Source organism: Psychrobacter cibarius, from assembly GCF_016107535.1.
In the GTDB taxonomy this organism is placed as follows: Bacteria; Pseudomonadota; Gammaproteobacteria; order Pseudomonadales; family Moraxellaceae; genus Psychrobacter; species Psychrobacter cibarius.
The window spans coordinates 61,330-87,291 of record NZ_JABASQ010000004.1 but is presented as its reverse complement, the minus strand read 5'-3'; the positions used below and the strand labels follow the sequence as shown (position 1 = coordinate 87,291).

The 25,962-nt window shown below is 43.0% G+C and carries 21 protein-coding genes, 1 other RNA gene and 1 other annotated feature; of the genes, 4 read left to right on the top strand and 18 right to left on the bottom strand.

Annotation, left to right across the window (positions count from 1 at the left end; genetic code table 11):
* Positions 1 to 7 precede the first annotated feature (7 nt).
* Positions 8 to 1,227, bottom strand: a protein-coding gene (locus JFC08_RS04615; protein ID WP_420825206.1) for an IS3 family transposase whose coding sequence is annotated in 2 segments (ribosomal slippage) — positions 8 to 951 and positions 951 to 1,227 — 1,221 coding nt in all. Because the reading frame shifts where the segments join, the coding sequence is not laid out codon by codon here.
* Positions 836 to 952: a sequence feature (AL1L pseudoknot), on the bottom strand. (Overlaps the previous gene by 117 nt.)
* Before the next feature lie 139 nt (positions 1,228 to 1,366).
* On the opposite strand from JFC08_RS04615, the gene JFC08_RS04610 reads away from it, so the two are divergent.
* Positions 1,367 to 1,870 (top strand): hypothetical protein, encoded by a 504-nt coding sequence (locus JFC08_RS04610; protein ID WP_198329883.1) that lies wholly within the window; start codon positions 1,367 to 1,369, stop codon positions 1,868 to 1,870.
* 40 nt (positions 1,871 to 1,910) lie between these two features.
* Here the strand turns inward: JFC08_RS04610 and JFC08_RS04605 are convergent, their stop codons facing one another.
* Complete coding sequence (locus JFC08_RS04605) at positions 1,911 to 2,714, bottom strand: metallophosphoesterase family protein (RefSeq protein ID WP_198329882.1); 804 nt, start codon at positions 2,712 to 2,714, stop codon at positions 1,911 to 1,913.
* A gap of 140 nt (positions 2,715 to 2,854) precedes the next feature.
* On the bottom strand, positions 2,855 to 4,276 hold the full coding sequence (locus JFC08_RS04600) for an SLC13 family permease (protein WP_198329881.1): 1,422 nt from the start codon (positions 4,274 to 4,276) through the stop codon (positions 2,855 to 2,857).
* A 531-nt stretch (positions 4,277 to 4,807) separates the two neighbouring features.
* Here JFC08_RS04600 and JFC08_RS04595 point away from each other — a divergent pair.
* Positions 4,808 to 4,972 (top strand): hypothetical protein, encoded by a 165-nt coding sequence (locus JFC08_RS04595; RefSeq protein ID WP_198329880.1) that lies wholly within the window; start codon positions 4,808 to 4,810, stop codon positions 4,970 to 4,972.
* A 49-nt stretch (positions 4,973 to 5,021) separates the two neighbouring features.
* On the opposite strand, the gene JFC08_RS04590 is transcribed toward JFC08_RS04595, so the two are convergent.
* Positions 5,022 to 5,717, bottom strand: coding sequence for a YoaK family protein (locus JFC08_RS04590; RefSeq protein ID WP_198329879.1), 696 nt, complete (start codon positions 5,715 to 5,717; stop codon positions 5,022 to 5,024).
* A gap of 110 nt (positions 5,718 to 5,827) precedes the next feature.
* Entirely contained in the window at positions 5,828 to 6,634 is an 807-nt protein-coding gene (locus tag JFC08_RS04585; protein ID WP_060491067.1) for an enoyl-ACP reductase FabI, read from the bottom strand.
* A gap of 353 nt (positions 6,635 to 6,987) precedes the next feature.
* Between JFC08_RS04585 and folE the strand changes: the two genes are divergently transcribed.
* Positions 6,988 to 7,584, top strand: a complete 597-nt coding sequence (gene folE, locus JFC08_RS04580; protein WP_193008042.1) for a GTP cyclohydrolase I FolE — start codon at positions 6,988 to 6,990, stop codon at positions 7,582 to 7,584.
* Positions 7,585 to 7,713: 129 nt separating this feature from the next.
* On the opposite strand, the gene msrB is transcribed toward folE, so the two are convergent.
* From msrB to ffs, 12 genes are all read right to left on the bottom strand, one after another.
* Positions 7,714 to 8,919 (bottom strand): peptide-methionine (R)-S-oxide reductase MsrB, encoded by a 1,206-nt coding sequence (msrB, locus tag JFC08_RS04575; protein ID WP_198329877.1) that lies wholly within the window; start codon positions 8,917 to 8,919, stop codon positions 7,714 to 7,716.
* Positions 8,920 to 9,186: 267 nt separating this feature from the next.
* Complete coding sequence (locus JFC08_RS04570) at positions 9,187 to 10,491, bottom strand: iron-containing alcohol dehydrogenase (protein ID WP_198329876.1); 1,305 nt, start codon at positions 10,489 to 10,491, stop codon at positions 9,187 to 9,189.
* A gap of 222 nt (positions 10,492 to 10,713) precedes the next feature.
* Positions 10,714 to 12,396, bottom strand: a complete 1,683-nt coding sequence (locus JFC08_RS04565) for an ABC transporter ATP-binding protein (protein ID WP_244656497.1) — start codon at positions 12,394 to 12,396, stop codon at positions 10,714 to 10,716.
* A gap of 7 nt (positions 12,397 to 12,403) precedes the next feature.
* Complete coding sequence (locus tag JFC08_RS04560; RefSeq protein WP_198329959.1) at positions 12,404 to 13,435, bottom strand: ABC transporter permease; 1,032 nt, start codon at positions 13,433 to 13,435, stop codon at positions 12,404 to 12,406.
* Positions 13,436 to 13,497: 62 nt separating this feature from the next.
* Positions 13,498 to 14,565 (bottom strand): microcin C ABC transporter permease YejB, encoded by a 1,068-nt coding sequence (locus JFC08_RS04555; RefSeq protein WP_198329874.1) that lies wholly within the window; start codon positions 14,563 to 14,565, stop codon positions 13,498 to 13,500.
* A 90-nt stretch (positions 14,566 to 14,655) separates the two neighbouring features.
* Positions 14,656 to 15,435 carry a hydroxyacylglutathione hydrolase gene (gene gloB / locus JFC08_RS04550; protein ID WP_198329873.1) on the bottom strand — a complete coding sequence of 260 codons (780 nt, stop codon included), beginning with the start codon at positions 15,433 to 15,435 and terminating at the stop codon, positions 14,656 to 14,658.
* 104 nt (positions 15,436 to 15,539) lie between these two features.
* Complete coding sequence (locus tag JFC08_RS04545; protein ID WP_198329872.1) at positions 15,540 to 17,384, bottom strand: extracellular solute-binding protein; 1,845 nt, start codon at positions 17,382 to 17,384, stop codon at positions 15,540 to 15,542.
* Between the two features lie 250 nt (positions 17,385 to 17,634).
* Positions 17,635 to 18,744 (bottom strand): 3-phosphoserine/phosphohydroxythreonine transaminase, encoded by a 1,110-nt coding sequence (serC, locus tag JFC08_RS04540; RefSeq protein ID WP_198329871.1) that lies wholly within the window; start codon positions 18,742 to 18,744, stop codon positions 17,635 to 17,637.
* Between the two features lie 107 nt (positions 18,745 to 18,851).
* A complete protein-coding gene (locus tag JFC08_RS04535) occupies positions 18,852 to 19,769 on the bottom strand; it encodes a hypothetical protein (protein ID WP_198329870.1) in 918 nt (305 codons plus the stop codon).
* A 170-nt stretch (positions 19,770 to 19,939) separates the two neighbouring features.
* Positions 19,940 to 23,029, bottom strand: a complete 3,090-nt coding sequence (locus JFC08_RS04530; protein WP_198329869.1) for a M48 family metalloprotease — start codon at positions 23,027 to 23,029, stop codon at positions 19,940 to 19,942.
* A 58-nt stretch (positions 23,030 to 23,087) separates the two neighbouring features.
* Positions 23,088 to 23,684, bottom strand: coding sequence for a LemA family protein (locus JFC08_RS04525; RefSeq protein ID WP_198329868.1), 597 nt, complete (start codon positions 23,682 to 23,684; stop codon positions 23,088 to 23,090).
* Positions 23,685 to 23,880: 196 nt separating this feature from the next.
* An RNA gene (gene ffs / locus JFC08_RS04520) (signal recognition particle sRNA small type) lies at positions 23,881 to 23,977 on the bottom strand.
* Positions 23,978 to 24,305: 328 nt separating this feature from the next.
* Between ffs and JFC08_RS04515 the strand changes: the two genes are divergently transcribed.
* Positions 24,306 to 24,959: an SIMPL domain-containing protein gene (locus JFC08_RS04515; protein ID WP_420825207.1), complete on the top strand. Its 654-nt coding sequence runs from the start codon at positions 24,306 to 24,308 to the stop codon at positions 24,957 to 24,959.
* A gap of 160 nt (positions 24,960 to 25,119) precedes the next feature.
* Here JFC08_RS04515 and JFC08_RS04510 read toward each other — a convergent pair whose 3' ends face one another.
* Complete coding sequence (locus tag JFC08_RS04510; RefSeq protein WP_198329866.1) at positions 25,120 to 25,917, bottom strand: DUF4124 domain-containing protein; 798 nt, start codon at positions 25,915 to 25,917, stop codon at positions 25,120 to 25,122.
* Between the last annotated feature and the right edge of the window lie 45 nt (positions 25,918 to 25,962).

The following is a 25,962-nucleotide window of genomic DNA, read 5'->3' as shown; positions in this document are numbered from 1 at the left end:
ACTTGAGTCAGGCAGCGATGCCTGACAAGTTTAAATTATCATAATACCGCTTTTCAAACTCAAAGGGCGACACATATCCAATCGTGCTATGTAAACGGGTTTTATTAAACCAGTCCACCCACTCAAGGGTTGCCAATTCAACATCATTAACGCCAGTCCAGCTCTCTTTCAAATAATGAATGACCTCAGACTTATACAGCCCATTGACCGTTTCAGCCAACGCATTGTCGTATGAATCGCCTGTTGTACCAACAGAAGCAATCACGCCAGAGCCCGTCATCTTATCGGTATAGCGAATAGATAAGTACTGAACCCCTCGATCGCTGTGATGAATGACATCTTTGGGATTGTTTCTGTCTGCTATCGCTTGGTTGAGCGCTGCCATCACCATATCGATATTCATGCGATTCGATACTTTCCAGCCCACAATAGCGCGGGCAAACACATCAATGATAAAAGCAGTATAGACCCAGCCGCTTGTCGTCTTGATATAGGTAAAGTCCGCCACCCACAGCTGGTTAGGGCGATGAGCGCTAAAGTTACGATTGACTAGATCATCAGCGCGTTTTTGGTCGTCACGGCTGTTGGTGGTAATCTTGCCTTTACCACGCCAGACGCCTTGTAGGTCATGCTGTCTCATTAAACGCTCTACGGTACAACGAGCAATCTTTAACCCGTCAGATTTCATCTGCTGCCAGACTTTACGCACACCATAGCGGCATTTGCTGTCCTGCCAAATACGTTTAATCTCACTGAGATAATAGTCGTCATGCTGTCTGCGTAGTGAACGCTTGTGTGGGTTGTCGCTTAAGTCTTGAGCACGATAATAAGTTGACGGGGCAATCGGTAGGACTCTACAGATCAGCTCGACCCCATAACTACCTCTATAGTCGTCAATGAAGTTGACCATTACTTGTGTGGGCGACCGAGCTCCGCCTGGGCGAAAAAAGCCGCAGCCTTCCTGATGATCTCATTGGCTTGCTTGAGCTCTTTGTTCTCGCGTTCAAGCTCTTTAATACGTGCAGCTTGATCTTGAGCTTGAATATTAGCTGGTATGGTTTTATCGATGTGCTTTTTATGCCAGGATCGCAGGGTTTCAGGCGTGCAGCCAATCTTAGGGGCAATGGCTTGAATCGCTGACCATGTGGAGGGATAGTCATTTACTGCTTCAATCAGCATGCGAACGGCGCGTTCTTTAATTTCGGGTGTGTAGTTTCGTGTTTTCATTGTCGTATTCTCTCAGAAAGTTAGGTCTCCGACAATCACGGGGCGGTTCAAAGAGTGTTGGCATAAAGAATTACCTTGTACGTTAATAACTTCTGAGTAAAATGTGTGATGTTAGATGAATCATATAAAAAGGATCAATATGGGCATTTTGATAGCTATTAAGCTGACGTTTATAGCGACTATATTTTTACCGATAGTGTTGTGTTTAACTTCCTGTACAAATAAAGAATCAAGCTCAACATCAAGAGCTACTTATCATGACATCAGCAAAGTTGAAATTGAAAACCCTTATTCAAACCCTATTCTACTATCTTACGACGCAAAGCATCAGCCTGAAAAAATGCAAGCCATAGTCGATGAGATAAACAGCCAAAGCCATGGTTTTTGGCGTAAAGGTCTAGGCGGCAAAGAGGGAGCTAATGTTATTAGTATTCATATCTATAGCTATTCTGAGACGCCAGTTTCAAGCTTTTCTTTATTTTCTAATCAACTAATGGAGCGAGGACCAAATTATCGACAGCTTAATGTAGACGGTTTTTTTAGGCAAATAGATATTCAAGCGCTACCCGCATTGAAAGAGGTTTGGTGTGGTCATAGAGATATTGATGCATATAATAGCTTGCAACTTAGTAAATCATGCTAAAAATAGGTAAAATCCTGATACTTATATATTTAATTGCTCATCAAGGCAATACTCGCCCTGTTCTCAGTGCAAACGCCCAGTCTTCACGACCGTTCATAGAAGCCAATTTAGCCGCAGCTTCATAATCATAAGGCACTTTGATATGCTCAGTTTGCCAGTATTTGCCCTGTTCAGTATCAGCACATTTGATAAGCGCATAACTGGCATGGGGCGAATAGGTTTGCATCTTATGCAAAACAGGCAAGTCATCTTCATAGGCAGGGTAACCCACGCTACCTGTATTGATGATTATCTGACCTGTCGATAGCGTGACTGTACGTGGAATATGAGTATGACCACATACGATCACTGAACTGCCAATACCGTTAAGCTGTGCCAAAATGTCTAGATTATCACGTAAGGTCGGCTGACCCGTCTCGATATTTTCTAACAAATATACCATGTCATCGGTTGGTGACCCATGGCACAGATAAACATCTTCACTCAGATGACAATCAAATGGCAAATTCTGTAGCCAATTAACCGCTGCTTTTGGCAAGTCCTCTATGATAAAAGCCATGGTTGCGTTGTTGCCAATCTCCGCCGTTGTCGCTTCATAAATCTGTCTATCCTGATTACCTCGAATAGTAATGATATCGTTCTGCTGTGCCATTAAGAGCGCATAGGTATCTTTGGGGGCTATCGGTCCGTATAAAATATCGCCCAGATTAACAATTTGATCAATATTACGCTGTTTAATATCAGTCAACACAGCTTCAAGCGCGAAGACATTACTATGAATGTCAGAAATAGCCGCGATAGTATTTAAATGCTTGTTATTAGAGTTGGAGTTAGAGTGCGCCATCTTATTTATTTTCCTAACAAATCACTATGTTATACATCGACTAACCATAAAAAGGAACAGAAAAGAGAAACAAAAAACCCAATGGCTCGTGATTATTGAGACATTGGGTTTCATGAATTATGATTAATGTAATTGATAAACTATATTAAGAAGAAATAAGCCCACAATCCGACGACAAAGGTAGCAATGATATTAAGAATGACACCCGTACGGATCATTTCGCTCTGTTTAATCAACCCCGTACCAAAGACAATCGCATTTGGCGGTGTCGCAACGGGTAGCATAAAGGCACAAGATGCGCCAATACCGATGACCAATACCAGCACTTCGTGCGGTAAACCCATCTGCTCTGCAATGGCAGCAAATACGGGAACCAGCAGGGCGGCAGAGGCGGTATTAGAAGCAAACTCCGTTAAGAAAATAATAAATGCTGATACCGCAATCATCACCACGATAAGCGGTGCAGAAGACAACGCATTAGCGACCGTCTCCCCCAACACCAAGGACGCACCTGACACTTTCAGAATCGTCGACAGGGCAATACCACCACCGAACAGCATAAGTACACCCCAATCTGTATTATCAGACACTTGCTTCCACGATACCAAGCCTAAGCTGACCACAGCGGCGGCAGCTGATAAGGCAATAACCGCGTCAGTATCTGTAATATCAAGCGCAGCCCCAATCTTTTTGGAGAAAATCCAGCTCAATGCGGTGACAATAAAGACGATAATCGTCACTACGCGAGGTTTATTCCATACAATAGGCTCATCTTCAACCAGTACAATTTTACGATTCAGGTTGGGCTTCAAAAACACATACATCGCACCTAACAATAGCGGCAATAATACCAGCATCATCGGCACACCAAACTTCATCCAGTCCACAAAGGCAATACTGAGCGCCTTTGCAGCGATAGCATTTGGTGGCGAACCAACGATCGTACCTAGACCACCAAGGCTTGCTGAATAAGCGATACCTAATAGTACAAATACAAAAGTACCTCGGTCTTTTTCACGGTCAACTTGCGTTAAAATACCCAGCGCTAATGGCAACATCATCGCCGCCGTCGCAGTATTCGATATCCACATCGACAAAAATGCGGTCACGCCAAATATCAAAAATACCGCCGTGCTTAATTTGCCACCTGACATAGACAGTATCTTTAAAGCGATTTTTTTATCCAATTGCTGCACATGCAAGGCTGCCGCTAAAGCAAAACCACCAAAAAACAAATAAATGGTCGGATTGGCAAAGCTTTGTAAGCCTATTTCGGCATCGAATTCTGGTATACCAACTAGGGCACCAACCACGACTACCAATAGTGCCGTAATCGTGACGTGCAACGCTTCCGTTAGCCACAATACGCCGATGAAGAACAATAAGGCAAGACCCTTATTGGCATTGATATCGAATGGCAATACATTATAAATAATCATACTGATAACCGCCGCAATAGCGACCACTATCAACCCTTTACCAGTACCCTTTGGAAAGGTATCGGTAAATAAATACTCATTGCCATCATCAGGAAGATGGCTATCTAATTTTTGCTCTGACATAAAATGTCCTTATTTTCCCAAAGACAGTGTAAAAAGACGCTAAAATAAAAACGCATGTTAGCGATTAATGGTTATTCAACCAGCAACCGCAAAAAATACGCCGTTATCATAACAGATATATAACAAAAATCTGATACAACAAAGCCTTTATAAAAAAGCCCCTATAAAATTTGCAATAAATATGGTTATTTCATAGGTAAAGAATTACTTTAATGCGTTTTAGGAAAGGTACTTTAAAACGGTACTTTATAGAGATGACATTTATCTCATGAGTTTTTTATTTTTGAACCAAACGCCGAGAGTGAGTGAGAGCAACTTATAACCAAGTAATTACTTTTCATTAAACAGCAAGCCTTGTGATGTGCGGTTACACATCGTCACTAAACAAGCGTACACTTAGTATGTACAAGCGTATGGTGCTATCTCATACTAAATAAGTCAAAATAAATTTCTAATACCAGTAATAGCTTAACAACTATTTTTTATTAGTATTTATATCGGAAAATGAATAACAATAAATAGGAGCACTTTATGACAGATGCAAATAAAACAGACTCAACCACTAAAATGTCACCAAGAGATATCAATCAAGACGGTTTGGCTAAAAAAGATCAGCAGCGTACCGACGACTCTGCACTCGATATGATGCAAGGGTTGCATGAACATGAAGACCATAAGGAAGAAGGTAAAAACTAAATCACAGCTTTATTATTGCCTCAAAGCAAAAAATAAAAGGTACTGATCGTTATGATGAGTGCCTTTTATTTTTTGGCTCTCTTTTTTCTGGCAGGCGATCTGAGACATAGTTATATATAAATGCTGCCGTCAAGACGATAGCAATGGGTACAAATAGCGCTTCGTAGCCAACCTTGGCGAATAAAAATGCTCCAACGGCGCTGCCACCGCAAAAGCAATACCAAATAATGGCTTGAAACCCTAATGTCGGTTTGCTAATCGATCGGCCCGCCAACCAGTTGCCAATCGCTGCGCCCATATCTGATGTCAAACCTGTCAAATGGGTGGTACGAATAACCGCACCGCTATAAGTCGCTACCATGGCATTCTGTAATCCGCATGCCATTGCCGCTGCCAACTGTCCTAAATAATCATGCTGCTGATACAACCAGTAGCTGGCCATTAACAGTGCCGCCTCGATATATAGCGCACTACCATAGCGCCTACCTAACTTTAATGATGTCTGCCCAATCACATAACCACTCAGTATCGCACCTGCCAAAAAGGACAATAGCAGCGCGCCAATATACAAGATACTACGCACATCCAAGTAAGCAATAGCTGCTGCAAATAAGCTTACGTTGCCAGTGACGTGAGAAACCGATAGATTGGTAAACCCCATTAACGCAGCAGTGTTAACACAGCCAGCACTGAATGCCAGTACTGCCCCGCCCCACAATATCCACTTTGGTAATTTGGTTATCATATTCGCCGCCTAATGGCTTATCACCAAAAAGCATCTATTATAACCAAAAAAAGCAACCGATTGGCTGCCTTCCTGATGTATAAAACCCTACAACCGACTATTGAAAAGCATTATTTCGGCTCATCAAGCATCATTAATTGCTCACTGATAGCAACGGTATTAAAACCTGCGTCAACAAACATAATCTCGCCGGTAATACCAGATGCCCAAGGTGATAGCAAGAAAAGCGCCGCATTACCGACTTCGGTTTGTGTGATATTACGTTGTAGCGGCGCGATTTTTTCGCTGATATCGAGCATTTTACGGAATGATTTGATGCCACTGGCAGCAAGCGTGCGAATAGGACCTGCTGAGATTGCATTGACACGAATGCCTTCACCGCCCATCGAAGTAGCCAAATAGCGAACACTGGCTTCAAGGCTGGCCTTTGCCATACCCATGACGTTGTAGTTTGGCAATACCGAGATACTACCTTCATACGTCAATGTCAGCATCGAACCGTGACGCATGGCCAATAAAGCACGGGCTTCTTTGGCTAATGCCACAAAACTATAGCTTGAGATATCATGGGCAATTTGACTACCTTCACGGGTCGTCGCCTTAACAAAATCGCCATCAAGCTGATCCATCGGCGCAAAGCCAATCGCATGTACCACACCATCGATTCCATCACCCCAATGGGCAGTGACTTGCTCAAAGCAGGCAGCGATAGACTCATCAGACGCCACATCACACTCAAGTACCAAATCTGCTTCGAATTTCTCCGCTGCCATATCGACACGCTTTTTGATCTTATCATTAGGATAAGTGAGAATTAATGAGGCACCTTCACGGTGCAGTGCCTCAGCGATAGCCCAAGCGATAGACAGTTTGCTCGCAATGCCTGTCACGACAAATCGTTGTCCTTGTAGTAGCATAATATTTCCTTTTGGGTCGATCAAAATTGTTTAATCATATTAAGTTATTTAGAGTGATTAGATACGATGAATATCACAGCATAAAAAGTACAAATTATAAAATAAGTCATTATACACGAATTAATTTAAGTAAACAGTCGTAAACTGTATTCCCTTATAATGTCGTCTAATATCGATTAAACGCCCAACTGCTCGCCACAGCAGTATGAAGTTAAGTAGATTTCAAGTATAATCACAGCCCTTCCCAGCTTGCACAATTTTTATAAAAATCCTTTACAATAGTTATTTGTAACTGTTCGTAATTAGGGATTTAGCGTTAAGCTACACCCACATTTTGGATGGCTGCCAAACTTATGAGTAACACCCCAACAATAGCATCAAATTACCAAGAAAGCGTTGAGTCTTATCGTCAACTTATTCTCTCAACTGGCGAGGACTTACAGCGTCCCGGTCTTGAAGAAACGCCGATGCGTGCCGCAAAAGCTTTTGCACATTTAACCCAAGGTTATCATCAAAGCTTGGATGAAGTCGTCAACGACGCCCTGTTTCCATCGAGCAATCGCGAGCTGGTATTGGTACAAAATATTGAATTTTATTCATTGTGCGAACATCATATGCTACCTTTTCATGGTATCGCTCATGTAGGCTATCTACCCAATGGTCAAGTACTGGGCTTATCAAAATTTGCCCGTATCGTCGACATGTTCGCCCGTCGCTTGCAAGTTCAAGAAAATTTAAGCGAGCAAGTGGCACAAACTATCATGGATGTCACTGGCTGTCGCGGCGTAGCAGTAGTGATGGATGCAGCACATATGTGTATGATGATGCGCGGCGTAAATAAGCAGCACTCCACCACACGTACAACATCGATGTTGGGTGAGTACGTACATGACAATCAAGCGCGCAATGAGTTTTTGAGTGCGATCCCTAGACGTCAGCCTGCATTCTAACGCTTCAAGTAATAATAGATAATAAAAAAAGGATACTTAAGTATCCTTTTTTAATGCGTCCTTTCAAGATAGCTATCATTAATAATTAGCAATCAACCATTAATTGCAATATAACGAGGCTTAACTAACCTATTTTACGTCATCAATCCAATTGCCATAACCTTCTGCTTCCATCTGCGCCAATGGAATAAAACGCATTGCCGCTGAATTCATACAGTAGCGCTTGCCTGTCGGTGCTGGGCCATCGTCAAATACATGACCGACGTGTGAATCAGCATAGCGGCTACGGATTTCGGTACGGCTTCCGAATATCCCTCGGTCTTCCTTCTCAACGACCATATCCGTGCTCAATGGACGGGTAAAGCTTGGCCAGCCAGTGCCAGATTTGTATTGATCACGAGAGGAATATAGTGGCTCTCCCGATATCACATCGACATACAGCCCAGGCGCTTTATTATCCCAATATTCATTATCAAAAGCGCGTTCGGTGCCGTCTTTTTGAGTGACTTTATATTGAATGTCACTGAGTGACTGCTTTAGCTCATCCTGTGCAGGCTTCACAAAGGTATCTGGATTGAATCCTGTACTAGCTTTAGTAGCTGACGCATTGTTTGATGTTGCCTGTACGCTATCTGCCGCCGTAGGTTTAAACTGGCTAAAATCCAGCTCGTAGTCTTTACCATAGACACTTTCGATAAACTGATAGCGACCAGAATTAAAGGTATAGGCCTTATAGCGGATTGGGTTTTTCTTATAATAATCTTGATGATACTCTTCAGCAGGGTAAAACTTGCTAGCAGCAACAATTTCAATCACAACTGGTTTGCTATAGATACCAGAGTCTTGCAGTGATTGCTTAGCCGCTTCTGCTATCTGCTTTTCTTGTGCATTATTATAAAAAATAGCAGGACGATACTGAGTACCACGGTCTACAAACTGACCTTTATCATCGGTAGGATCCCCAATTCGCCATAACGCTTGAACGATACCATTATAGGTGATTTTCGTCGGGTCATAATAGACCTGCGCAGCTTCAGTATGCCCTGTGCCGCCTGCTGATACAGTGCTATAAGTTGGATTGGTCGATTGACCGCCGGTATAGCCAGAGACCACTTCTACAACGCCAGGTATTTTTTCATAACCCGCTTCCACGCACCAAAAACAACCGCCAGCGACCGTAGCGACTGCGAGATTTGGGTCCGTTGGCGCATAAGGATTATCGATGGCAGTATTTTTTACAGCGGGCGTATTTTCGGTGGCAGCACAGCCAACGAAAACCATACTGATGGCTGCTACAGCCATCGAAATAGCGCCCGTCTTTAATTTATGATTCATCGATACCTCCTAAAAGTAATATAATATAACTATGATAACTCTTTGACCTCACTAAACTACACCTACATTGTGATAAAAATTTAACAGTAATTAGATATTATTTAATATAATTAAACAGTATAATCTTGAATTATACCCAATTTCTTAATAAGATAAGTTTGCTACAAAGTACAATAATTAAAAAAAGAGCACATTACGGACAGCGTAGTGTGCTCTTTTATATTATATCAATATATCTTAGGCAGCTTATGTAGCTTAGTTACTCTTTTATTTTCCAGCAGTATGCTCATCACTGGCTTGCTGAATCTTGGTTAAAATAGCCTTGATTTCAGACGCTGATAGATACGTTGGTACGGCATAGGTATCACTGACTTCTTTTGCTGCTGCTTTGGCAATTTTATCAAAATCACTGCTTTGCATGCCTTTCACCGTTGGATCTATATTCAAAGTAGCAATCAGTTTGCGTACTTGCGCGATGAGGTGGTCGGCAATCTCAGCATCACTCTTGCTAGCTTGTCCCGATTTTACCATACCTGTTTTTCTAGCCAACTCTGCCAGTCTTTTTTTACTTCCTTGACGATTGACATCAAGCACATACGGCAGCACGATGGCATTGGCACGACCGTGAGGAATACTATAATACGCCCCCAACTGGTGGGCGATAGCATGGACGTAACCAAGACCCGCTTTATTAAAGGCGATACCGCCGTAATGAGCGGCAATACCCATTGCTTCTCTGGCTTTAAGATTGCCGCCGTCTTTATAGACCAGCGGTAGGTTTTGCATCACAGATTTGACCGCAGAAGCCGCATAATAGTCGGTCTCGACGCTGGCATTGGCACTCATCCAAGCTTCAAGCGCATGAGTCAATACATCGATACCTGTATCCGCTGTGATATGAGCCGGCATGCCTTTCATAATAACAGGGTCAATAGCCGCTGCTAATGGCACCATTCTTGGGTCAATAGACAGCGCTTTTTGATGCGTTTTATCGTCTGATACTACTGCACCAAGGGTTGCTTCTGAACCTGTGCCCGCTGTGGTAGGAATACAATAAAGCGGCATAGAAGGCTTTCTGGCTTTAAGAATGCCGATAAGCTGTTGCGGCTTGCAGCTATTGCCTTGTGACATCGCAATCATCTTAGCCGCATCAATCACAGAGCCGCCGCCGATGGCAATAATCGAATCGCACTTAGCATCGATAGATTTGCGCAGTCCTTCTTCGACAACCTTAAAAGTAGGGTCTGGGGTAATGCCGTCATAAACGGTATAGCTGATATTTTTGCTATCTAGATAATCAGTCACTTTGGCTGGGATACCTAGCTTATTAAGCACGGCATCAGTGACGATAAATACATTGGTGCTGCCTTCGTTGATAGCCATATCACATAGCTCTTCACAAGAGCTCTCACCAACAAATAGCATTGGTCTTCTAATTGGAACAACATAAGCGAACGCTTTTAAGACTTTAGCGCGTGTTTTAGCAACGGCTAAATAACCAACATTCTGCAATCCATTGGTATTTACTAACTTGTTATTTACTAATTTAGCAATACTATTTTGTTTTTTCATGAGTAAAAATCCTTTTTAATGATGGTAACAATAGCGATGACAATCCTTTAAAGCAGCAATTTAAACGGCTATTTAACTAAAAATTAAACAAATTTAAGCCTCTAACTAAAGTGAACGTCTGTTTAACTTATTGTATCACTGCTATTTTTAGGATATCGCAATTAGTATGAACTGCCATGTTCTACTTATTTGGCTATATCTGCTTAACTCTTTTTGGCTAAGCTAAATCATACTCGCCTGCAGCAACTGCTGCGCATAGGGATGCTGTGGGCTATTAAAAATATCTTCAGTACGTCCGTACTCAATACATATGCCATCTTTAAGCACCATAATATGCTGACATAAGGCGCGCACTACTTTTAAGTCATGACTAATAAATACATAACTTATTTGCAATTTCTGTTGAATTTCACGTAGTAAATTAACGACAGTGACCTGCGTAGTACTATCAAGCGCGGACGTCGGCTCATCTAATATCAATAGACTCGGCTGCATAATGAGTGCGCGCGCAAGTGCTACCCGTTGACGTTGACCACCTGATAGCTCATGCGGATAACGATGCGCAAACTCAGCTGGCAGATGCACGGTAGCAAGGCTATCCATCACTGCCTGCTGCCGTACTGCCTTATCAACGCCTTGTACGAGCAATCCTTCTTCAACGATTTGCATCACTGTCATGCGCGGATTGATACTGGCAAAGGGGTCTTGAAACACCATTTGAATTTGCGAGCGAAAGGTGCGCAAATCACGTTTGGACAATACTGAAATATCTTGTCCATTGACCATTATTTCGCCACCCACACGCGCTTGATTGCTCAGTAATTGACTGAGTGCGAGGGCGATGGTGGTTTTTCCAGAGCCTGACTCACCAACAATGCCTAACGCCCACCCTTTCTGTAGCGTCATATCAACATTTTTTACCGCATCAAACCAGCGCTTAGTACCACCAAACAGACTTTTTTCAATGGGAAACTGTACTTGTAAATTGCTGACTTGCAATACGCTTGATTGCTGAATTTTATCATCATTAGAGAAGTTCAGTGCTTGGCCAAAGTCTTGTTTGATTAGCGAGCGGGTATATTCGGCTTTGGGCTGATTGAACACACTTATGGTTTGCCCCTGCTCAATCGTTTTACCTTGGTGCATGACGATTACTTCATCACTGTAGCGCCTGACCAGATTGAGGTCATGGCTAATAAGCACCATCGCCATATTATGCTGACGTTTGAGATCATCTAATAGAGCGAGAATCTCATGTTGGAGAGTCACATCAAGCGCGGTGGTCGGCTCATCAGCGATTAAAATATCAGGCTGCTGTGCCAATGCCATGGCAATCATAACGCGCTGACGCTGACCACCTGATAGCTCATGTGGATAGCGGTTCAGCTTATCAATCGGATTGGTAATATTGACATCATTTAGTAAATCGATTGTTTGACTTTGCCATTGTTTCTTGGGCACACCAACTAGACGTAGTGATTCAGCAATTTGTTTGGCAACTGTATGTAGTGGATTGAGCGCCGTCATCGGTTCTTGAAACACCATGCCGATGCGCTGCCCACGAATAGAGCGCAGCGCAGCGTTACGTGCCTTAGCACTAACACTAACATTGGCACTGGCTATCGGTAGCACAGTCAACCCTGCTGACCCTGCCAGCTTCACCTCACCGCTAACGGTCAAACTGTCTGGCAATAAGCCTAATAGCGCGAGACTTGCAATAGATTTGCCAGAGCCTGATTCACCTACGATAGCAAGAGTTTGTCCTTGCCGCAGCTCATACGATAGTTTATCGACCAGAACGCTGCCTGCGTCCGTGACGATGCTAAGTTTATCGACGCTCAGCATAAGCTTATTTTGGCTATTGCTATGATTTTCGTTTAGGCTGTCAGTTTGCGTATCAATCATGGTCATCTTAAGAACGCCTCGGATCAAAGGCATCACGTAGCGCTTCGCCAACGAATATTAGCAGTGATAAAATAAAGGTTAAACTAAAGAACCCAGATAGCGCAAGCCATGGTGCATCGAGGTTATTTTTCCCTTGTACCATCAGCTCGCCGAGAGACGGTGACCCAGGCGGCAAGCCATAACCTAAAAAGTCTAGTGCGGTTAAAGCGATAATATTAGCTGTCAATATAAATGGCAGCTGTGACAAGCTTGACGCTAGGGCATTGGGCAAGATATGCCTTAGCATGATTTGACTGTCCGATACCCCAAGATTACGAGCAGCGCGCACATAATCAAAGTTACGCGCGCGCAAAAACTCTGCCCGTACCAAACCAACCAGCCCCATCCAACCGAATAATAGCATCATCGCAAATAGCATAGTAATGCTAGGGCTAAACAAGCTGACCAAAATAATAATCATAAACAGCTGCGGCATACCGCCCCACACTTCCATGAAGCGCTGCCCTGCCAAATCTATCCAACCACCGTAATAACCTTGTATTGCACCGACGATAATACCAATCACTGCCCCAGCAAGTGTCAATGCTAAACCGAACAATAACGACACGCGCATGCCATAAAGTATCCGTGCCAACACATCGCGGCCTAAGTCATCAGTACCAAGCCAGTTCTGGCTATTGGGCGCTGCTGGATATGAAATACCCAGCTCAACGTTTGGTGTCTGATCAGCAAATGGAATGGGCGGCATAATGTAAAAACCCTGCTCATCAATCAGCGTCTGTACCGCAGGGTCTTTATAATTGGCTTCAGTCTCAAACACCCCACCAAAAGCCGTTTCAGGATAGGCTTTTAGGACAGGAAAGTAATAATCGCCTTGATACTGCACCAGTAGCGGCTTGTCATTGGCAATCACATTGGCTGCCATACAAATGACAAATATCAGCGCAAAAATGAATAATGATACGACGCCAAGACGATTTTGGCGAAAACGGTTTAGGCGTGCCTGCCAAATAGGATTTAGGCGACGTTTTTTTGGCATAGAGACAGGAGATGCAGATGAAGGCGTTGAAGGTAATGGATGATTTGATATTTTATCTGACATTATCGTCCCTCAAAATCAATACGAGGATCAATTAAGTGATAACTTAAATCACTGATTAACTGTAATAATAGTCCGACCAAGGTAAAAATAAACAACGTACCGAATATCACCGGATAATCGCGCTGTTGGATGGCTTCGAAACCTAAGAGACCCAAACCATCAAGCTTAAAGATAATCTCAATCAAAAAATTACCAGCAAAGAAAATACCAACGATAGCCGCTGGAATACCCGCGATAATAATCAGCATGGCATTACGAAACACATGCCCGTATAACACTTGACGCTCACCCAAGCCTTTAGCACGGGCGGTGAGCACATATTGCTTACCCAGCTCTTCTAAAAAGCTAAACTTAGTCAAATAGGTCAAGCCCGCAAAACCGCCAATCGTACTTGCCAGCAGTGGTAGCGCTAAATGCCAAAAGTAATCTTTGATTTTGCCCAGCGCGCTTAATTGATCGAAGTTCTCAGAGGTCAAGCCTTGCAGTGGAAAGATATTCCAGTAGCTACCACCAGCAAAAAATACCAGTAATATAACGGCAAATACGAAAACAGGTATCGCATGCCCGATAGCCAGTAGCATGGCAGTGGCTTTATCAATCCCCGAGCCATGATGCATGGCTTTATAGATACCTAATGGAATCGCTATCATATAAATCAGCAGCGTGCTCCAAAGCCCAAGCGAGATAGAAACGGGTAATTTCTCGATAATCAAATCCGTTACCGACTGCCCTTTAAAAAAAGACTCGCCAAAATCTAGCTGAGCGTAATTCTTTAACATGAGCCAAAAGCGCTCAGGTGCCGATTTATCAAAGCCGTATTGGGCATTAATCGCTGCAACCATTTCCTCAGATAAGCCACGCGTACCTTGATAGGTACTGTTATTTCCCGCACTACCCGCGCCAATATTACCGCCAAGCGCATTGTCTTTTGCCCCTTGCTCGATAAGCGCCAGCTGCTGCTCGACAGGACCACCAGGCGCTGCTTGTACAATCACAAAGTTTGCGAGCAATATCAAAAAAAGCGTCGGTAATATCAGCAGTAACCTTTTCAAGATATAACGACCCATAACGGTGGCTTCCTAAGATAATAAATATGACGGCAGAAATAATACGCAGCTAATAACTATCAAAACGTCAGTCGAAGCGCCCGTTATGGTTCAAAAGCTATTTTTAAGCTCACGTAACGCAGCAAATACAGCCAAAGATTTATCATCATCGATAGTGGTTTTAGACTTCACCCCTGCTATCACACTCGGCTCTTGCGTCCGTAAAAATACATTGATCGCACGCTCATGTTCTAGAGTGACTGGCAACGTCGGAATACCTTGGGCGGTTTTTTCTTCTGCTTGAATCAGTGCTTGCTGCATTGCTTCATTAGTAGGTTCAATAGATAGTCCAAAGCGCAGATTACTGGCAGTGTATTCATGCGCAGGATATAGCAGCGTGTCAGCTGGCAAACCATTTAAACGCTTAAAGCTGTTGTGTAATTGCTCAATCGTGCCGGTAAAGACCCGTCCGCATCCAGCACTAAATAAAGTATCGCCACAAAAGCAATGTTTAAGCCCGTCAATATCCAAAATATACGCCACGTGGCTAGCAGTATGACCGGACACATCCCATACTTGTGCTGCACAGCCCCACGCACTGACGGTACTGCCATCTTTGATGGTTTGATCTTCATCGACATTATGCTCAGTATGCGCAACCAGATGCGTCATCGGATAAGACTCTTGCAGTTCTGCGACACCGCCGATATGGTCATGATGATGATGAGTCGTCCAGATAGACGTCAGCTCTAATTTATTTTCTTCCAAATAACTCATGACAGGCTCAGCTTGACCAGGATCAATAACGATCACCTGTTTATTATTTTCATTAATCAGTGTCCAAATATAATTGTCATTAAACGCTTTGATTGGGTGAATGCGGATAGTCATATTAAATCCTTACCAGTAGTTATCTTTATTGCTGATGTCTTTTATTGATTTTTTAAACGAAATAAAATTTTAAGATGAAGCGTTATTTCCTTTATTGTTCTAAATTATTGCTTCAAGTACTGATTAACACGTGCTTCTGCTTCTTTGTCCGTCCACCAGTAGTCAATACCGATGGCATTAGAGGGCAGTTTTTCAGTATGACGATATTGATCCCAATAGGCGACATTGGTCGCTGATTTACCGTATAAAGGCACTAAATAATGACCAGCACGTAGTAGGCGATCGAGCACCTGAGTATATAATATAGTATCGTCGCGAGTTTTAGCATTACCAAGCTGCTCTATCACCGTGTCAATCTCTGGGTTTTTGATGCCGATAGTATTTCTATTGCCCGCTTGGTCGGCCGCTGAGCTACCCCAAAAACCAACTTGTTCCGCACCAGGGGATAAACTCTGAGCAAATTTATCAACTATCATGTCGTAGTCAAAACGGCGTACCCGCTCATAATATTGTGGTCCGTCAACTTGACGTAACGTGGCATCAAAGCCCAAGCGCTTTAGATTTCGAATATATGGCAGCAACACCCGACCCATGGTATCGCCTGTCATCAATATCTCAATCTGAGCAAGTTGTCCATTGGGCTGATATAGTTTCATATCGTTATAATAAAACCCAGCATCTAGCAATAGCTGCCTTGCTTTTAATAATTCTGTACGATTAAAGCCGCTACCATCACTGGTTGGCAATTGCCACTCCGTTAATACGGCTTGACGTTGCAGCGGTTCAAGCTTAGGTAATAAAGGCGTAAGCACCTGCATCTCTTCAGCAGATGGCATCCCTGTTGCAGCAAGCTCGGAGCCATGAAAGAAACTTTGCAAACGTTCATACTGCCCATGAAACAAGGTCTTATTCATCCACTCAAAGTCATAAGCCTTGCTCAGTGCTTGGCGAACGCGAATATCTTGAAAGATGGGACGTCGCATATTCATGACCAGACCTTGCATTGGCACGGGATTTTCGCTACTGATGGTTTCTTTACGAATCAAACCTGCCTTGACGGCGGGAAAATTGTAACCTGTTGCCCAATTAGAGGCTTTATTCTCCGGACGAAAACGATATTGACCAGACTTAAAACCTTCAAAGGCAATATCATCGCTTTGATAATAAACAAACTTAATCATATCAAAATTATAACGACCGCGATTGACCATCAAATCACGACCCCAATAATTGGGATCACGTAGATAGCTGACCGAGCGCCCTGCATCAACACGCCCTAACTTATAAGGCCCACTGCCCATCAATGGCGTCAAGGTTATTTTTTCAAAATCCGTATCGATTGAGGACTTAGCAAAAATAGGAAACTGTCCGACGGTTAATAAAATCTCTTTATTGTCAGCAGAGGCAAAGATAAACTTCACTTGTTGGTCATTAATAATCTGAATGTCTTTAATATCACCCAAATAACTACGGATATACATTGGCCCTTTATTTAACAGCGCATCATAAGTCGCTTTGACATCACTACTGGTGACTGGCGTTCCATCCCAAAAGCGCGCAGCAGGATTAATATGATAGATAATCCAACTGGTGTCATCAGGATCATAAGTTACTTTGGTTGCCAGCTGCGGATACATGGTAAAGGCTTCATTTAATGAGCCTGTCATCAAGGTGTCATATAGATAATCGGTGCCAACCATCGCCACACCTGTGGCCATCCACTTGTTGGCCGCATTAAAGGTGCCGCGCGCATCGAGCGATAACGTACCACCTTTGGGCGCCTTTGGGTTGGCATAAGGCATAAAAGGCACATCGATATACTCAGTGGTACTATTATGCCCAAGCGCAGTCGTGGTGATTGGCGCTGCGATACTAACAGGTATCCAGCTCGCCATTGCTCCTAGTGTTGCCACTAACAAGATGACTTTTAGCATGGTGTTTTTTATCATAATAAAGTTATAACAAACCCTTGTGCTAGCCCAATGAATATGATGATAATTGACTGAAGTGCTGCTCTATAATGTAAAGCAGTAAGTGCCGCAAAATTTTATCATAACAAACTTAGGTTTTTTAACCTAATGCTTTGCAGCGTTAGAGTCGCTACATGATGCATCATTTATCTTAAAAGAATACTAACGCGTAAAATAAAAGACGCAGCTTATAAAAGTTGCGTCTTTTATTTTAAAGTCTATGCATAATTTATGCGTGCTTTTTTTCAAACGCAATCATAAAATCGACCAATTGCTGTACCCAATCTAACGATACGGCATTGTAAATGCTGGCACGCATACCGCCCACATCGCGGTGACCTTTTAGATTCATCAAGCCTGCCGCTTCCGACTCTTCTAGGAATGCTTTATCAAGGCTGCTGTCGGCTAAGGTAAAAGGCACATTCATGATAGAGCGATATTTGGGGTCAACTGGATTGCTATAAAAGCTGCCATCATCAATCGTTTTATAGAGTAAATCGGCTTTTTGTTGGTTGATTTTGCCAATAGCAGCAACGCCGCCCTGCTCCTCTAACCAATCAAACACTAGTCCTGCTAAATACCAAGAATACGTCGCTGGTGTGTTTGACATGGATTCTTTTTCAGCTTGGTGCTCATAGTTCATCAGCAGTGGGCACCATTCACTCGCTTGACCCAATAGGTCTTCACGGATAATCACGATAATCAGACCTGCTGGCCCGATATTTTTTTGCGCACCTGCGTAAATCATGCCAAATTTAGAGACATCAATGGGCTGTGACAAAATACAAGAAGACATATCGACGACAATTGGTGCATCGACTTGTGGCGGCTCAAATATTTGCAAACCATGAATGGTTTCGTTAGCGCAGTAATGGAAATAGGCGGCATCTTCGCTCAGGTTCCATTCGCTTTGGGCTGGTACGTCAGTAAAGCTACTGTCTTTACCCGTTGCGACCTGATTCACTTCACCAAGACCAAGCTTTTCATAGCGCTGTGCTTCTTTGACCGCTTTACCAGACCATGCACCCGTCGTTAGATAGTCTGCGCGCCCACCATTTAGCAAGTTTAATGGAATCGCTGAAAACTGTAAGCTAGCGCCACCTTGTAAAAACAGCACTTTATAGTTATCTGGAATCTCCATCAACGAGCGCAATTTGGCTTCGGCTTTTTCGGTAATGGCGATGTATTCTTTACTACGGTGACTCACTTCCATGACCGACATGCCGCGTCCCTGCCAATCAAGCAACTCTTCTTGAGCGCGTGATAATACGGCCGTCGGTATAGTAGCAGGTCCCGCTGAAAAATTGGGTACGCGGTTAGGAGCGGCTTTAGTGGTCATAATCAATATCCTAAATATGATGAAGTCATCGTGGTTATTAAAGGTTAAATGTTGAAGGTGAATTTTATCGTTATTTTTTAATCTCTATCATAGTAAGTGGTAAGCCTTTAACTCTGACTCGATAACAGCTCCCAAAGCTGACGTTTGAGATTACTATCAGTAAGCATTTCATCCAACGTGGGTGCAGTCTTCAGGTTAGGATGTTCCAAACCTTCAGGAAGTGCGGTCAATGTCACTACCTGTATCTCTTCGCTGCGACCAATTTTAAAGACATATCCAGCAAGGCTGGCATTAGCAAGCTCCGCTGTATCCATACCTTCACAAATAGGGAATGAGGTCGTCTCACAACTGATGGATAAGGCTTGGGTGATATTTTGCCACAGTTTTTGGCTGTCATGATTAAGGGCTTGGATGTCCACCAAAATCACCCAATCGCCATAGCGACCACCTTGCAAATCAAAGGGTGCTACCTTTTTAAAGCTTTCCTCTTGAAAGCCCTCTTCTTTAAAACTGCCATTTCCAAAGCTCGAAGCGTCATTTATATCAGCAATAGAAGTTTGCTGTACAACAGTATCTACAAAGGAGGTAACGGCTGGCTTAGCTATATTAAGGGCATTAGGAGTAGTCGAGTCAAAACTATAGGTAACAGGGCTTTGCTGGTCAGAATGGTTTAAACCTATCTCATTAGCATCATCATAATAGTGATTAGCAGACTCATCATCCACTATACCTGATAGCGAATCAGCAGATGCTGAATGCGACACCCCAACGCTTATATCTTCACCATTGGGAGACTCAACACTTGGCTGTTCAGTGGTCGCAGCAGCAGAAATAGAGGCCGTGCTGGTATTAACGATAGTCGAGTGAGTGGTAGCCGGATCAGGCAGAGTAGGCGCAGAAATATCTGCGATACTCAGGGTCTCAGAGCTCGGCTGCACCCACTGAGTGATACCCATCATCGCTAAAATCTGGCGCTGCTGCATACGATGCTGCAATATAATTAGCGGGTCTTGGATATCACTCATGCTTATTTACTATCCTACTTATCTAAAATGGATTTACTGACTTTTAATGGCAAGGAAAATAAACATATTAAAAAAAGGATTAAGAAAATACATTTCCTTCAATACCAATTCCCTTAATATAAAGTTCCTTCCTAGCAAAATACTTACTCAAATGCCGTCAATGATATTGTTCAAAAAAGCTGCCGAACGCCGAGCCAATGATTGGCAAGCTCGGTCAAGCAATCATATTCATCTTGACTGACTATCGTATCGTGTAACATCACCGTATGCAATGTGCTCAGCCATTGCTGGTAAGTATGATAAGCAAAAGAATGGCGCAGACTATCATTGCCCGCCTTATCTACACTATCTGCATTGCCGTCTTGTCTATGAGCATTATAATCTATTTGATCGCTGCCCTGTTGCCTCTGTCGATAATTATCATTACCTTTGGCTTCTGATGCAGACGACTGACTGGCAGGCGCTATAAAAATAGGCACCGCTTCTATCACTGCCAATAATTGGACACTATTTATATTTTGCGCAGTCAATAGTAGCCATTGCAAATTTGCATCACTAACAGCGGCTAAGTCAATATCAATCAAACGTGCATGACGCCGCAAATCCACAAGATAGTGAGCAACACTGTCATTATTATAGCCGAGTACTGAAGTAGGTGCTGAAATGTGTACTGAGCTATCTAGTGCTGATACGACCTGACCCTTGACATCTTTTGATAGGCGATAAGCCAATAAAATAAGCATTGCTTTCGCGGCAACATCGAGACCATCAAATACCTGTCCTGAAGGGTCAAGCTGGTCATAAATATCATCTCTACCCGCTTGCAATGTTTGCTGCCATAACCATAATAGCTGAGGCTGAGCATGCACGTGTTTCTCGTTCAATACAGTAGACATTATAGGTAATAATTGCTGCAACTGTAGCGCTTGCCATAATGATAAAATCGGTGGCAACCGAGAGTCGATTTTTCCTGAGTGCGTTGATACTGGCGTAATTTTATCCATAGCACCATCTTCACTGGCTATGTTATCAGCGAAATGTTGACTTAAATCTGCCGTTAGATAGTGTTCAAATAGCTCAATGATACCCTGTTGATAGCGCGTCAGCATTGTACGACACTTTTTTTGCTGCACATAATGTTGATGATCTTGATTGCTATGACTCGCTTCATATCTGAAGCGTGATTCATTGATAACAGTTTCTGACAGGTCATGCTGACTCAGTTGCTTTATTGCCAATGCAATCAATGCGTTGTCTAAACGCCTATCAAGATGTGCCACTGCCGCTAATAATTTATGATCTATCGTATGCGCTAAAAATTGGGGGTTGCTGCTAATATTAGCGCTAGCGTTATTATTGATTTCAGTAGCAGACGTTTTATCGTTAGCAAGTCCAAGCCAGATATCACTCAAGTCATAACTCTCAGTCGTTGCTAATATACAACCTTGATGGCACAACATAACTGCTTCAATCAAAGCTTGCGCCCCGAGCGAGTGATAACTGTGATTGAGTATATACTGCGGCAGTGAAACTTTTTGTCTATCGTCGATACCAATCAATGTATCCGATGGAAAATCGCTATCAGGTTTTGCTTGCCATGGCTTGAGCAACTGATGAATACCGGTATTTTGCGCTTGAACCTGTAAACGTCCTGCAACAACGACATCTTTCTCGATAACAAACTCTAGCCCCTTATCTTCGTCCAACTCATTCTTTATTTCATTTGCAGGAAAAGCAGTAATTTTTTTGTCTATAACATCATTGCTGTTATTAGTAAGGCTTTTATTGTTATTTAACGCTGATTGAGTTTCAAATATTGATGACTGGGTATTTTTTTCTTGTTTATTTTTGCTTAGGCTATTTGCTTTTATGATGCCCCAATCCCCTAATCGCCGCTGCTCATATATCTCTTTTATTTTCTGTTGATTTATGCGCTTTTCTTTAGCCACTTTTACCGCAAAATCATGATAAGCGTGGGCATTAATGGCACTCATTCGCTCAGCCAAGCTCGGATGGGTGGCAAACCAAGAGACGTCACCCAAATCAGCACCACTACTGGCAAAGAAGAAATGACTAAGACCATTGATATCGGCGATACTGGTTAAGCGCGAACCAAGCGAATCTTGATGAATGGCTTGTAAGGTTTCCATAATAGCCGGCGAGCGTGTCAGCTGCACGCTGGTCGCATCGGCAAGCAATTCACGCTGGCGATTAAAGCTGTGTTTAATCAGTTGCGCACTGGCCATACTCGAAAAACTCAATCCATGTATTAACAACGTCCAAATATTGCGCGGTGCTTGACTATCGAACTTATTATTATTTTGTAGCCATCGTGACTGGCTTTTAGCTGACGACTGATTTTTATGGGATTGGCTTTGGGACTGCTTTTGCCAATAGCTTACCCATTCACTATGGGTGGTAAAATTGGCGGTTTGAGATTCAGTGCTACGCGCATGATTATCGACGACTTTTTGTGACAGAGGATTGCGTCGATTGACCGCATCATCAAAATAATTGTGATGGCTATTCTGATGACTGCGTTGATTACCAGTGCCAAAATTATTAATAGAATCACTCCAGTCATAGAGTAATTGCAAGCCTGCCAGCACCACCATGAGCTGTAAGTTAAACGTCGCATCACCATGCAAGATATGACCATATTCATGCCCTATCAGCCCATACAGCCCCTCATCGGACAGCTTATCAAGCGCGCCTTGAGTGACGACCAATACCATATCTTGACTATGACGGCCAGCGACGAAGCCATTAATGCCTTGCTCATCAGGCAGTATATAGAGAATCGGCATACGTACACCCGAAGCAATGGCTAGCTGCTGGGCAATCTCGTAGTAACGACGGTAGACAGGCGGGAAATCTCGCTCATCACGCACGGCGATATGGTGGGCGCTGAAACGAACCTTTGGTATAGGCTCATGCTGATGGGAAACCCCTTGACTATGCTCCCACGCATCTTGGCTGTGGTCGATAAAAAGCCGAACCCCGCCCACACGCTGAGCAATAGCGCGACCACCCGCTTCTAAACGTCTGTACTCTAAAAAACTACCGATCACAAAGCTACCGATTGTCCAGATAGCAACCAGTATCAACACCCAATGATAAATGCCACCAGTAAATATCGTTAGCAGCAGCGCCATGATACCCAGTGCTACTGCCAGATGGGCAAAGACAATGAGAAAAAATAGCCCATAGAGCAACAGACTTCGCTGGGTACGGGTGCGCTGTTCACCAAAAAAATCCATCTATATGCCTGACTCAAAAATAGCTAAACGCATCTGAACATATGAATATAATGCAATATCAGCCCATATTGACGACAGGTGCTTGAGCGATCGCCTTTCTGTCTTCAAATACTAGCGGGCTTAACGGACGAAAGCCAAAAGTCGTACTAATAAGATTGTTGGGAAATACCTCGCGGTCATTGTTGTAGAACATCACGCTGTCATTATAGTGCTGACGGGCGAAGCCAATGCGGTTCTCAGTATTGGTCAGCTCATCCATCAACTCTTTAATCATGCTGTCCGCCTTTAGCTCAGGGTAAGCTTCCACAACCGCTGAAAACTGCCCTAACGCTTTAGACAGCATACTCTCAGCTTTGGCAAATAGCGCCATATGCTCAAGCGAGTCTGGCTGATGTGTATTGGAGTCTTGCAAGCTCTGGGCATGATTACGTGCACTAATCACACGGGTCAGCGTCTCTTCTTCATGCGTTAGATAGCGTTTAGCGGTTTCAACCAAATTTGGAATCAAATCATGACGGCGCTTCAGTTGTACATCTATTTGGGCAAAACCATTTTTCGCTTGGTTGCGAGCGCGTACCAACTTATTAAATATAGATACGCCAAACACAATCGCTAGTAGCACGAAGGCAATGAACAACCAAACAAACATCTTCATAAGAAAACCCTAAAGTGTCCAGAATGTTAATAAAAGTTAATACATTGTATTTTAACCCATATTAATCAATCAAAGGTCAAAATCGGACAAAAAAAGGTCGAAAAAAAGCCCTTTACAATGAAGGGCTTAATAGATCAAATGAGCATTTCTAATTAAATATCAAAACAGTTATCAAATTTTAGACAAAAAAAAGCGACTCCAAAAGCAAATCCTCGGCACACACTGTGACTATTACCGTTGCTACCTTCCGGTCCTGGCGGGGTTCATAGAACAATGTTGCGAGGCTACCAATGGAGCCACCAGCTACAAATTATACAAGAATTTTTAAATATTACAACCCCTATCGTAAAACTCTTTCTATGACCTCAAAACGCCCTGTAACTTAGGTGACAAAATTCTCACAGCAAGCCTGTTAAATTTTGCTATTTTAGTTGAGGAAGCTGAGCATACTCGGTATCAACTAATAACTAAAATGGACAGCTTCTCATATAAAGGCGAGTCTTACCTATGGTATGGCTCACCTAAATACTATTGATATAACTCACTCAGGAGATCATTGTGAAAACCACTTTACTTAATCAAGCTGCTCTAACGACTGGTACTGCATTTCTACTCACAGCTATGATGGGTAGCGCGCATGCAGAACCAACAGGCTACGATCAGCTTACTTTTCAGACAGAAGTAAAAGAAGAAATCCAGAATGATGAAGTACGAGCCAGCTTATATAAAAAAGCGCAGGCAACGGATTCTAAAACTCTAGCGACAACGCTCAACACCTCAATTAATAATGCCATGAAAATTGCTAAGCGCTATCCAACGGTTACCGTGAGCACCGGACAACAGCGCACCTACCCTCGCTATGATAAAAATGACAAAATCATTGGCTGGACAGGACAAGCAAACATCGATTTAAAAAGTACCGACTTTGCAGCCACCAGCCAACTCATCGCTGACCTACAAGAAACGCTGGTGATGGACAATCTGAACTTTGGTGTCTCAGATACCAAGAAGGATGCGCTTGAGCAAAAGCTGATGACCAATGCGTCTCGTGCCTTTCAGCAACAAGCTAAAAACCTAACACGCGCTTGGGATGCTCGTAGCTATCGTGTCGTCAATGTGAATCTAAATACAGGTAGCAACTACCCACGTCCGATGTATAGTGCTATGAGCATGAAATCAGGCGCAGCAGACGAGTCAGTACCTAGCCAAAGTTTTGAATCTGGCAATAGTACTATCTCAGTGACTGCTAATGGTACGATTGAATTGACTAAATAAGTTATAAATATATAGAATTGATAAATATCCTGATAAACATAAAGGCAAGCGCTGCAATCAGCGCTTGCCTTTATGTTTATATAGAAGAAATCAACTTATAAAGTTACTCTATTTTGTATGGGTTCTTATACTTATCCATGATTGACACATTGCCTACAAGTTAATTTATCACCGGTTGCTCAAGCGTCATGGGTTTGTCCACTATAGGCTTAGTAAATGATTGCATATTCGGTTGTTTGCCCTCTTGACGCATTTTTAACAGTACTTTTTGATACCAAGGTAGATTCTGATAAGCTAAAAGCTGTTGCGCGATTTTCTTATTATTTTGCAATGTTGTATTGTTTTGAATCACATACACCGTACGCTCTACTTGTTTGAGTGTTTGACCTTTCTCATTTTTTAACACGACTTTTATCTTGTGCGATCCTGGTAAAACATCTACCGTTGCAATCGAGGCGCTAAGACCTTGCGCGACTTCATTACCATCCAAATAAATACTAACACTATCACCTGCTTGTAACTCCGGCTTCACTTGCACATTGATATCAATGCTTTGGGCTGGACGACGATATGCACGCTCTGCGCTTGGTTCAGCAATAGCAAGCTGGTAATTGACGGCTGGTTTGGCGACAGGGCTATTTTTAGCAGCCGTATTTTGCGTAGTAGTATTAACATTACTAGAAGGAGGTGGACTACTCGTGTTATCACTGTTACTTGAGCTGACGCGACTTTCTTTCGTCATGACACCCGTCTGGCTGATTTGTTTACCTGCCTGCTGCTCATAATTTTGCGGGCGATCGGTAAAGGTGACTTGACCAGTTTTTTCGTCAATAACTTTATAAATAGGCGCAGCATTTGCCAAAGGGGCGTAGAGAGTCGCCATACTAATCATCGTAGCAGCAATCAGTGCCAACCCTAACTTACTGTTTGAAAAAACCGGTTTTGATAATGAAGTCATAGTCAGTCAACCTAATGAGTACCTAATATTATGAATATCTATTAT